The organism is Kitasatospora sp. NPDC018058 (assembly GCF_044327205.1).
Taxonomy (GTDB): domain Bacteria; phylum Actinomycetota; class Actinomycetes; order Streptomycetales; family Streptomycetaceae; genus Kitasatospora.
Genome location: NZ_JBIRFA010000028.1, coordinates 109,051 through 120,234 on the forward strand (window position 1 = coordinate 109,051; position 11,184 = coordinate 120,234).

Consider the following 11,184-nt stretch of genomic DNA (forward strand, 5'->3'; position numbering starts at 1 on the left):
ACGGAAGCGGAACCGACAACACCGGCCCCGGCAGTGCCCGGTGGTGGCACGATGTCTCCAGACGGCGCGCCGGACCCGAGGGCACGCCCGGACACGCGTGCCGGCCGTTACGGCACCGCACCCGGCCGCCCGCCCGGCGCCGGACGCGCCGCGCGAGTGCAGGTCCTCGTCCGGTGGAGGCGCGATGCGGTGGCTGACGGGCTGGAGCACGGGCGCGCCCCGAGCGGGCACGCCGACCCATGAGGTCCTCGCCACGGTCGCGCCGATCGCCGCGCGCGCCCTGTGGACCGGACCCGACCCGCTCTGGGCCGTGGGCGACTGGCGGCCCGAGGAGATCCGCCTGGTCGCCCTCCGCCCCGGTTCCCGCGCCGTGGTCAGCACCGGCCCCACCGCCCCCGACCCCGGCGAGGACACCCCCGCCACCAGCCGGCTCGCCGTCCTCGGTCACTGCGGCGCCACCGACGCCGAACTCGCCGCCGGCCTGGCCGCCGCCCGCGGCGGCGCCGTCCGCCACCTGACCGCCTGGCCCGGCAGCTACACCGTCGTGCTGCGCGCCGGCACCCGCTCCACCCTGCTGCTCACCGACCTGGTCGGCGCCCAGCCCGTCTTCCACACCCCCTGGGCCGGCGGCACCGCGTACGCCACGGCGGCCCTCCCGCTCGCCGACCTGGTCGGCGCCCCGCTGGACACCGGCCACCTCGCCGCCCGGCTCGCCTGCCCGGAATCGCCCGAGGCGCTCGGCACCGGCACGCCGTACCTGGGCGTCCAGCGGGTGCCGCCCGGCCATGTGCTCGCCATCCGCGGCGGCCGCCCGTACCTCGACGCCTACGACGAGCCGCCCGGCGCCGAACAGCCGCGCGACGAGGCGCCCGCGATCCGCGAACTCACCCGCGCGCTGCTGGAATCCGTCCGCTCGCGGGTCCGCACCACCGCGCCGGTCACGGAACCCGCCGGACGGGCCCGGCTCGGCGTCGACCTCTCGTACGGCACCGCCTCCGTCACCGTGGCCCTGCTCGCCGCCGCGGTACCGCTGCCGCCGGTGCCGTCCACGGCCGCCGTCCCGGCCGTCGTCCCCGGGGCCAGGACCGGCGCGGTCAAGGGTTCCTGGGCCCGCGCCGCCGCCCAGGAACCCTCCGCCCCCGAGCAGCTGGCCGCCGTCACCCTCGGCGAGACCGAACCGCCGGCCACCCTCGCGCTCGCCCCCGACACCCCTCGGCTGCGGCACACCGTGCTCGACCCCGGCCCCGACACCCTCCCGTACGCCGGGCTGCGCGCCGACCTGCAGTCCGGCCGGCTCACCGACGAACCCGGCCCCGAGCTCGTCGCCGCCGCCCGCGCGGAGGCCCGCTTCGAGGCCGGCGGCACCGACCACCTCACCGGCTACGGCGCCCGCCAGGTGCTCGACGGCCACCCGGCCCGGCTCGCCGACCTCATCCGGGCCGGCCGGCCCCGCGAACTCCTGCCCCCGGTCGCCGCGCTGGCCGGTGCCGACCGGGCCGCCGCGGGTGTCCTGGCCGGCGCGCTGCGCACCCCGCTCACCGTGGTCCGGGCCGCCCACCGGCTCTCCCGGGTCCGCTACGCCGAGGCGCTGGACGACGCGGCCGCCAAGCTGACCGCCCGCCACGTCCCGGACGGCGGCGGCACGGCGGGCGACCGTTCGGCCGTCGACCTCGCCTGGTGCGTCCCCGGCCCGGCCGCCCGCTGGCTCTCCGACGAGGCACTCACCTCGGTGGCCCTGCGGCTCCGCCTGGCGGCGCGCAAACCGGCGCCCGAGGAACACCCCGGCGCGCACCGCGCCCGGCACGCCCTCTACCGGCAGGCACGCTCCTACCGCACGCTCGTGCACGCCGCCGAACAGCCCGGCCAACGGCTGCACGCGCCCTTCCTCGACAACCAGGTGGTCCGTGCCGCCCGGCTGCTCCCCGACGACGTCCGCCTCCAGCCGGGCGCCCGGCACGCCCTCCTGCACGCCGTCCTCACCGGCGCCGGCCGCACCGACCTGCCCCCCGACTGGGGCCGTGGCCCCCGACCCGACCGCACCGCCCCCGCCCGGGCCGGCCTGCGCCTCGCCGCCGACGGTCTCGCCGAACTCTTCGACGCCCCCCTCCTCGCCGAAGCCGGCCTCATCGACCTCCCCGCCGTCCGTGCCGGCCTCGCCCACTCCGCCGACCCCGCCACCACGCTGTCCCCGGCCGCCCTCGCCGGCCTCGCCGACCTCGTCTCCACCGAACTCTGGCTCCGCCGTATCCGTGCCCGCCGCCACGGTGCCTGCTGGACCGGCCTTCCCCACCCCCACCTCCCGGCCCTCACCTCCTGACCCCTCCCCAGCCGAGGTTGCCGCCCAGCGCGGCCCGCGCCCCACGATCTGCTGCGTGCCGCATGCCGCATGCCGCACCGGCGCCCGCCGGGCCCGCCGTCCTCACCCCCGCCCCATCCGGCGCGGCTGTCCCCGTAGGCCCCGCGGACCGGGTGATGATGGCGGGGCTGCGAGTCCACGGCGAGGGGAGTGTGTGGTGGCCGGTGCGAGCCCGGGGCAGGACGTTCCCGTGGTGCTGTCGGTGCTCGGGCGGCCGCCGACGGGGCGGCCGCCCGGGGTGTTGGCGGCGTGTGACGGGTCGGACGGGTCGCTGTGGGCCTTGGACCGGGCGATGACGGAGGCGGAGCTGTTCGGGCTGCCGCTGTACGTGCTGGCCGTGGTGAACCCGGCGCCGGCCGGGTATCCGCCGGGGATGGCGGAGCTGGTGCAGGAGAGCGTGGAGACGCTGGTCGAGAGCATGGCGGACGGGCTGCGCCGGGCGGTGGCCGCCGTGTCGCGGCAGCGGGCGCGGCCGTTCGCGGGGGAGATGTCCCTGCACGTGGTGCTGGGCAACGTCATCGAGGTGCTGTTGGAGGCGTCGACCCGGCAGCACACGCTGGTGCTCGGCACCCGGGGCAACGGGGGTTTCGCCCGGCTGCTGCTGGGCTCGGTGAGTGCGGCGGCGGTGCACCACGCGTCCTGCCCGGTGCTGGTGGTCCCGGCCCCCGCGGAGGCCTGAGCAGCGAAGAGCTCCGGGGCTGCCGGGAATGTACCGAGATGGTTCATCGTTCACCCACCTCGTACATCCGCATCAAGACGCCTCCTGGAGCCCCCCGAAATGAAGGTCGAGATCTGGTCCGACATCGCCTGCCCCTGGTGCTACATCGGTAAGCGCCGCTTCGAGCAGGCCCTGGCGGACTTCCCGGGCAAGGAGGACGTCGAGGTCGTCTACCGCCCGTACCAGCTGGTCCCGGACGCCCCCGCGACGGCGAGCCCGCACCGCGCCTGGCTGGCCGAGCGCTACGGCCCGCAGTCGGTGGCGATGGACGCGCGGGTGGCCGAGCTGGGCCTCGCCGAGGGCATCACGTACGACTTCGACGCAGCCCTGCACGCCAACACCTTCCTGGGCCACCGCCTGCTGCACCTCGCCGAGACGGAGTACGGCGCCGAGGCACAGGGCCGTGTCAAGGAGGCCCTGCTGAAGGCGCACTTCACCGACGGCGTGGACGTCGGCGACCGCGCGGCGCTGACCGACGTCGCCGTGGCGGCGGGCCTGGACCGCGAGCGGGTGGCCGCCTACCTGGCGGGCGACGAGGGCTCCGCGGAGGTGCGGGCCCAGCTGGCCGAGGCCCGTGAGCTGGGCATCACCGCCGTGCCGACCTTCGTGTTCGAGGGCATGTGGGCGGTCCAGGGCGGCCAGGAGGCCGGGACCTTCCGCAAGGTGCTGGAGCAGGTCGCCGCCGAGATCGGCGAGCGCCGGCCGGCCCCGGTGCAGGTCGCCCCGGCCGGGGAGGCCTGCGCGGACGGCTCCTGCGCGATCTGAGCGGCAGCCCCCCGAGGCCCGTTCCAGGAGCTGTCAGGAGCACCTGAAGCGGGCCTCGGCCCAGTCCGCGATGTTCAGCGCCGACCAGATCCCGTGCGTCGGCGTGACCACCAGCTTGATCGACTTCTGACCGGCCAGTGACACGTGCACCGGCACCGCGTCGTCTCCGGCGGCGAGCGCGCGGGAGCTCCACAGGGTGCGGCCGTCGCCGCCCTGGACGGAGAACACCACTCCACCCGGGGTGAGCGTGGCGTCGTCCACCCCCGTGACCGCGTCGAACGACGTACAGCCGCGGTTGAGGTCTATCAGCGTGGTCGCCGGCGCGTGCACGGTGATGGCGTGCGGCGGGTACTCGCCGCCGATCCACGCGCCGTCACGCTGCCAGAACCCGTCGCTGCCCTTCTGTCGGATGCTCGGCCCCTCCGGCGGCACCCGGTTGTTGCCGGGCTTGACCACGGGCAGCGAGTCGGCCCAGAAGTCGCTGGGCGCGGGAGGCGAGGGCGGGGTGACGGTCGGGGTCGGCACCGGCGGCGGCGTCGGCGTCGGCGTCGGGACGACCGGTACCTTCGGCGTCGGCACCGGCGGCGGGGTCGGCGTCGGGATCACCGGCGCCGGGGTGGTCGGCTCGGGGGCGGGCGCGGGCGGTTCGCTCTTCGGCTCGCTCTTCGGCGCCGGGGTGACCACCCGGGCCTGACCCTGCTTGGGCACCGGTGCCGGTGTCGGCTCGGTGTTGGCGCTGGGGCTCGGCGCCGGCTGCTCCGGGGCCGGGTCGGCGCTGCTGGGCGCCGGGGCCGGGGCCGAGGCGGGCGCCGCGGGTGCGGACTGCTCCGGGGCGGGGGCGGCCGGCGCGGCGGTGGCCGGGGGAGCGGCCGCCGGGGGCTTCGGTTCGGGTGAGCCGGTCAGTGCGTACGCGGCGACGGCGGCCGCGGCCACCGCCACGGCGGCGGCCGCGATCCCCGCCTTGGCGGCGATGCCCAGGCCCTCGCCGGCCGCGGCAGCCGCCGCGCTCCCGCTGCCGCCGGAAGCAGCACCCGCCGCACCCGAGGCGGCACCGGCCGCACCCGAGGCGGCACCGGCGGCACCACCCGACGACCCCGCGGAAGCCGCCGCCGTCCCGGCCGCCGCCGCACCGCCGACCGCGGCGGCGCCGCCCACGGCGGCCGCGGCGGCGCTGAACCCGCCGACGCCGACCCAGACCAGCACGCCGCCGGGCAGCAGCGCGCGCAGGCCGGTGTTGATCTCGGCCAGTTCCAGGCAGGTCGTCGTGCAGCGGTCGCACTCCCTGAGGTGCCGTCCGACCTCCGCCGAGGCCCGCTTGCGCAGCGAGCCGCGCGCGTACGCCCCGAGCCGGTTGGCGTACACCTCGCACGCGCTGTCCTGGCTGCCGGAGACGTGTGCCTGCAGGAAGCCGGCGGCCAGCCGGTCGCGGGCCCGGTGGGCCTGGACGGCGGTGGCGTTGGCGGTCTTGCCGAGCAGCACGGCGACGGTCTTCGGCGACTCCCGTTCGACCTCGGTGTGCCAGAGCACCACCCGGTCGTCCTCGGGCAGTTCGGCGTAGGCCTGCATGACCATGCGCTGGTCGGCCATCGCCATCGCCCAGGCGTCGGCGCCCGGGTCGGCCAGGTCGAGGTCGACGACGGTGGTCGAGCTCCGGGCGAACACGCTGAAGTCGTCGACGAGTTGCTCGCGCCGCTCGCTACGGGTCCAGGCAGCGGCGACGTTGCGCACGGCGGTGAGCAGGTAGGCGCGGACGGCGAACTCCGGGCCCTTGCCCGCCTTGAGCGCCTGCAGGGTGCGGGCGAACACCTCGCCCGCGAGGTCCTCGGCGGTGAAGCTGTCCCGGCAGCAGGTGCGCGCGTAGCGGCGCACCGAGTCGACGTGCCGGCGGTAGATCTCCTCGTACGCGGTGTCGTCGCCGGCCCGCACCCGGGCGGTCAACTCGGCGTCGGAGGGCGGGCGCTCGCCGTCCACCGGGTCGGCGGGGGCGGGCACGGTCGGTCGGGCCGGGCGGCCGTCGCCGACGAACGCCTCGGGGGCGACGCCGCCGCGGCCCGCCGGGGCCTGGCCGGGCACCCGGCCGGGCGGCAGTGCGGCGGCCGAGGCGGACAGCGTCTCGCGGCTGGGCATCCCGGCCTGGTCGGGGACGTGTCCGGCGCCCGAACCCGCTGCGGTGCCCGGCACTTGGGCGGCACCGGTCCCGCCGGGGCCCGCGGTGGACCCTTCGGCGGTACTACCGGAAAAGCCTCCGAAGTCGAGGCCGTACCCGTAGTCGTTCTGTTCCTCGGCGCTCACAACGGACCCCAGACTCCACGACAGCCCCCGTAGTGTGGCAGGGCGCGCGAAAGTGCGTAGGCGCACGGTTCCCCGGCGCGCGGCGCCGACGGCGCGCGAAGGGCGCGCATCGGGACATTGGCTCCAACCACGGGCAAAGGATGGCATAGCGCAGGGAAGGGCGGTAGCCGGACCGGCCGGTACCCACTCTTCCGAGGGGCCGTCGCGGATGCGTTCGCCCGGCGTGTGGCGTCAGGTCTCGCGACGCCCGCACCCGGCGCGCGTGCCCTGTTCGCGCGCCGGTGTCCTGTCCAACTCCCCTACCCGTCCGGCGCGTCGACCGTGCCTGTCCGGCGCGTCGACCACGGCCGCCGCTCACCGAGGACGGGCCGCGCAGGGGGTCAGCGCGCCCGCAGCCCGTCGAGCAGGATCTGCAACAACCGGTCCGACGGCCCGGAGACCGGTTGACCGTCCGTCTGTGGAACAACCGCCGTGAAACCGGCCGCCGTCGGCGCCGTGACCGAGGGACGCGCCGCGTGCACCGGCACCGAGGCCGTCAGCACCAGCACCACGTCCGACACCGTGACGCCCGGCCGCAGTTCGCCCGCGGCACCGGCCCGTGCCACCAGGGCGGCCAGCAGCTGCAGCAGCAGCCGGGGATCGGCGTCCGCCGCCGAGGACTCGACCGCCGCCCCGGACCGTGCCTCCTCGCCGCGCAGGTCGAAGCGGACGGCCGCCGGCGGTTCCGGCACCCGCTGTTCGGGCACCCGGCCCAGCTCCTCCGCGTACCGGAACGCCTCCGGCGGCAGCAGCCGTCCGGCCCCGGTGCTCACCGCCCGGGCCAGGTACCCGGCCAGTGACTCCCAAGCGCCGTCGCCGCTGTACAGCGACTCCCGCGCCTGCGCGGTCAGCCAGGCCACCTCCTCGGCGGCGATCCGCTGGACCAGCACCTCCTTGCTCGGGAACCGCCGGTAGACCGTGCCGACCCCGACCCCGGCCCGGCGTGCGACCTCCTCCATCGGAGCGCCGTAGCCGAACTCGCCGAACACCTCCCGAGCCGCCCGCAGCACGCTCTCCAGGTTCCGCCGGGCGTCCACCCGCAACCGGGCTCCCGGCACCGGCGCGGCGGCCGGTGCCCGATCCCCCCGGTACGGGACGGCCGAGTACGACACCCCGCCCTGAGGCGGCAGGTCCACCGGGACGCGCTGCTCCGGCACCATGCCCTGGCCGGCGCGCATCGCGCCCGTCCGGCCCAATACCTGCTCGTGTTCCATCATCCCAACTCTCCCCCGCAGGCGTCCGAATCCGGACCCTGTCGTCGCCCGCCCCTGCACCCCCCGGTGCAGCTCAGCCCGTCAGAAATGACCCGATGATCCATCGTTCGTGCCGCCCGTCCCGTTCCGGTGACCACGGTCGTGCCGCCGGGCCGCCTTCACGTCCGGCTCGGCGCGTCGGCACCGTCCGGGGCCCTGTCCGGGAACTACCCTTCCCCGGATGACTGTTCCCCAGTCGGGTTCTCGCGCCAACGCTGGAACTGGCCGTAGTGGCCGCTCCACGGTGCGTCGCCGCCGATTGTCATGGCGGTGGCCGCTCCAGCACACAATCCGACCATAGTTCACGGCTCTTCGCGGCCGAAAGTGCGTCAGAAAGTCGCCCAGCGAGCACAACTGGCCACGACCGTCACTTCCGTGGCAACCAGCCCCGTACGGACTGTGGACAAGACCACCCCGGCCGGTCCTTCATAGGGGGCGTGATGGGGGACACCCCCGGCCGCGTGGCCGGGACGAAACGTCACATCGGCAGGAGGTGCACCATCAGGATCCTGATCGCCGGCGGCGGCTGCGCCGGAACGGCCACCGCCCTCCACCTCCAGCGCGGCCTGCGGGAACGGCTGCGACGGGGCGAGGTCGAGATCACCGTCGTCGAGCCCCAGGCCTACTTCACCTACCACCCGCTGCTGGCCGAGGTCGCGGCCGGCTCGATCGACCCCCGGCACGTCGTCGTCCCGCTGCGCCGGGCCCTGCCGGACTGCCGGGTACTGACCGCCCGGATCACCCGGATCGAACACGCCGCCCGCCGTGCCCTGGCCGACGCCGCGGGCCCCGGCGGGACCCCCGCGCCGATCGAACTCCCCTACGACATCCTGGTAGTGTCCCCCGGCTCGGTCTCCCGGACCGCCCCCGTGCCCGGCCTCGCCGAGCACGGACTCGGCTTCTCCACCGTCGCCGAGGCGGTCGGCCTGCGCAACCACGTGCTGGAGCAGCTCGACCTCGCCTCCGCCACCCGCGACCCGGCACTGCGCCAGTCCGCGCTCACCTTCGTGTTCGTCGGCGCCGGCTACGCGGGCGTCGGCGCGCTCGCCGAACTGGAGGACATGGCCCGCACCGCCGTACGGGACTACCACAACGTCCGCGCCGAGGACCTGCGCTGGGTGCTGGTCGAGGCGACCGACCGGATCCTCGCCGAGGAGTCGGCCGACCTTGCCGAGCACGCCCTCGGCCAACTGCGCGAACGCGGCGTCGACATCCGGCTGCGCACCACCCTGGAGTCCGCCGTCGGCCAGGTCGCCGTGCTCTCCGACGGCAGCCGCTTCGGCGCCCGCACCCTGGTCTGGACGGCGGGCGTGCGTCCCTCCCCGCTGCTGCGCGACACCGACCTGCCGCTGGACACCCTCGGCCGGGTCCGCTGCCTGGCCACCCTGCAGGCCGTCGGCCCCGACGGACGGGCCCTGCCCGGGGTCTGGGCGGCCGGCGACTGCGCCGCCGTGCCCGACCCCGACGCGGACGGCGCCCTCTGCGCGCCCAACGCCCAGCACGCCTTCGCCCAGGCCGAGCTGCTGGCCCGCAACATCGCGGTCGCCCTGGACGGCGGACCGCACGCGCCGGGCCTCGTCGAGTACCGCCCGGGCCCCGCCGCCTGCTCGACCTCGCTGGGCCCGGGCCGGGCCGTCGCCCACACCCGGCGCGGCGGCCGGCTCACCGGCCGGCGGGCCTGGTGGCTGCACCGGGCCCGGCACCTACGGCGGCTGCCGAGCACCGAGCGTCGGGTGCGGGTGCTGATGGACTGGGTGCTGGGCGGGGTGTTCTCCCGCGAGGTGGTCTCCCTGGGCGCGATGGAGCACCCGCGTTCGGCCTTCGAGGAAGGCTTCGACACCGGGCCCGGCCAGCCGCCCGGCGGCGGACCGGAAGCGTCCCGATGAACTCTCCCGCCGCCCCGGTGCGACGACCGATCCGACGGCCACGCCGGGCGCGCGACTTCCGGAACCGGCCCTCCGCCTGACAGGATCAGCCCGAACTGGTCATTACCCCGTGTGTTGTTGTGCACACAAAAAGTGATGATATGCCTGGAAAACGAGGAAGCGGCCGTCGTTTGAACCTCATGCGCTGGAGCGCCCGGCTCACCGGAGTCCCCTGGCGTGTCGCCCCATCCAACGGGGCCGGCACCGACGAGGGCACGCCCTCCGCCGACGGCGTCGTCGTCCCCAGCCCCCGCGACCCGACCAGCCCCACCGGCCCCACCGAACTCCTCGACCCGCACAAACCCCAGAACCTGCGCGAGGTCCTCAACCGGATCCCCGCCCCGGTCGCCGTCACCTACGGCCCGCTCCACCAGCTCGGCTACGCCAACCGCGCCTACCGCGAACTCTTCGGCGACCGTCCCACTGGCCTGCCCGCCGGCGAGGCCCTCCCCGAACTCGGCACCATGGGCGTCCTGCCCCTGATGGACCAGGTCATCCGCGGCGGCCGCCCCCGCAGCGTCAAGGCCCGCTGCATCCTCGGCCTCACCGGCAACCGCTACTACAACGTCTCCTGCGTCCCGCTCGGCCCCGGCGACACCGGCGACACCCCCACCGAGGGCCTGCCCGCCGGAGTCCTGATCTTCGCCGCCGAGGTCACCGACCAGGTCCTCGCAGCCGCCCGCCTGCGCGAAGCCGAACGTCGCCAGCGCGAGGCCGCCGTCACCCTCCAACGCAGCCTGCTCCCGCAGAAGCTCGACCAGCCCGCCGACCTGCGGGTCGCCGCCACCTACCAACCGGGCGGCGCCGAGGCCGCCGTCGGCGGCGACTGGTACGACGTCATCGCCATCGACGGCGGCCGCACCGCCCTCGTCATCGGCGACGTCATGGGCCGCGGCCTGCGGGCGGCCGCCGTGATGGGCCAGCTGCGTACCGCCGTCCGCGCCTACGCCCGCCTCGACCTGCCCCCGCACGAGGTGATGCGCCTGCTCGACGGCCTCGCCATGGAGATCGACGCCAACCAGATCGCCACCTGCACGTACGCCGTCTGGGACCCGCAGCGCCGCACCCTCTCCTACGCCTCGGCCGGCCACCTCCCGATGCTGCTGCGCTGCCCGGACGGAACCATCCTGCGCAGCGAGGAACAGAACGGCCCCCCGCTGGGCACCGGCGGCGGCCTGCACGTCTCCCACACCCTGCGCCTGCTCCCCGGTACGACGGGCGTCCTCTATACGGACGGTTTGGTCGAGCGCCGCGACGAGGACATCGACCAGGGCCTCGACCTGCTGGCCCGCACCCTCACCGGCGCGATCGGCGCCCCCGAGGTGATCTGTGCCCGCCTCCTCCGGGCGATGGGCGTGACCTCGGAGCACGACGACGACGTCGCCGTCCTGGCCTTCCACCTGCCGGTGGAGGAGGACGCCGATAATCCGGTTGCGGAGCTTGACTCGGCTGTCCCAGAGGTCTAATGTTCTTCGAGTTGCCTGGCAGGGAGCACCGGACACGCATCTGCGCGGACGGTCCCGGGGCGGCCAATCCTCTGAAACACCACTTCCGGTTCTCGCCGGTCGTTTTCGCGTGCTTGCGTTGCGGCCTGGTGATTATTCGGCGTGCGCATTTTATCGGATTGCGGCCGGATTCGCTTTTCGGAGCGGGGATCGGCTAGAGTTTGAAACGTCGGACGGGGCGTCAAGCCCTGGAAGACACCGGCGAGTTGGATGAACGAAGCTCCGGAAACGGAGCAGAAAACGTCTGATAAGCTGGAAGCACGAAAGAACGAAGCGCCCGGAGGGCCCGCTGGAAGGCGGTCCGAAGGAAGCGTCCGTTCCTTGAGAACTC

The 11,184-nt window shown here is 75.5% G+C and carries 6 protein-coding genes and 1 pseudogene; 5 read left to right on the plus strand and 2 right to left on the minus strand.

Annotated features, from left to right (window positions below):
• The first annotated feature begins 184 nt into the window (after window positions 1-184).
• From ACH4E7_RS31670 to ACH4E7_RS31680, 3 genes are all read left to right on the plus strand, one after another.
• Window positions 185-2,317 carry an asparagine synthase-related protein gene (locus ACH4E7_RS31670; RefSeq protein WP_396252593.1) on the plus strand — a complete coding sequence of 711 codons (2,133 nt, stop codon included), beginning with the start codon at window positions 185-187 and terminating at the stop codon, window positions 2,315-2,317.
• 196 nt (window positions 2,318-2,513) lie between these two features.
• Complete coding sequence (locus ACH4E7_RS31675) at window positions 2,514-3,035, plus strand: universal stress protein (protein ID WP_396252594.1); 522 nt, start codon at window positions 2,514-2,516, stop codon at window positions 3,033-3,035.
• A 99-nt stretch (window positions 3,036-3,134) separates the two neighbouring features.
• Window positions 3,135-3,839, plus strand: coding sequence for a DsbA family oxidoreductase (locus tag ACH4E7_RS31680; protein WP_396252595.1), 705 nt, complete (start codon window positions 3,135-3,137; stop codon window positions 3,837-3,839).
• Between the two features lie 33 nt (window positions 3,840-3,872).
• Here the strand turns inward: ACH4E7_RS31680 and ACH4E7_RS31685 are convergent, their stop codons facing one another.
• Both ACH4E7_RS31685 and ACH4E7_RS31690 read right to left on the minus strand, forming a co-directional pair.
• Complete coding sequence (locus ACH4E7_RS31685; protein WP_396252596.1) at window positions 3,873-6,131, minus strand: sigma-70 family RNA polymerase sigma factor; 2,259 nt, start codon at window positions 6,129-6,131, stop codon at window positions 3,873-3,875.
• Between the two features lie 380 nt (window positions 6,132-6,511).
• Window positions 6,512-7,387, minus strand: a complete 876-nt coding sequence (locus ACH4E7_RS31690) for a TetR/AcrR family transcriptional regulator (RefSeq protein ID WP_396252597.1) — start codon at window positions 7,385-7,387, stop codon at window positions 6,512-6,514.
• Between the two features lie 476 nt (window positions 7,388-7,863).
• Here ACH4E7_RS31690 and ACH4E7_RS31695 point away from each other — a divergent pair, with 476 nt between their 5' ends.
• The gene (locus ACH4E7_RS31695; protein WP_396252598.1) at window positions 7,864-9,309 is read left to right on the plus strand and encodes an NAD(P)/FAD-dependent oxidoreductase; all 1,446 of its coding nucleotides are present in this window, start codon (window positions 7,864-7,866) and stop codon (window positions 9,307-9,309) included.
• A 170-nt stretch (window positions 9,310-9,479) separates the two neighbouring features.
• A pseudogene (locus tag ACH4E7_RS31700) lies at window positions 9,480-10,772 on the plus strand (SpoIIE family protein phosphatase); the annotation flags it as partial.
• Window positions 10,773-11,184 lie beyond the last annotated feature (412 nt).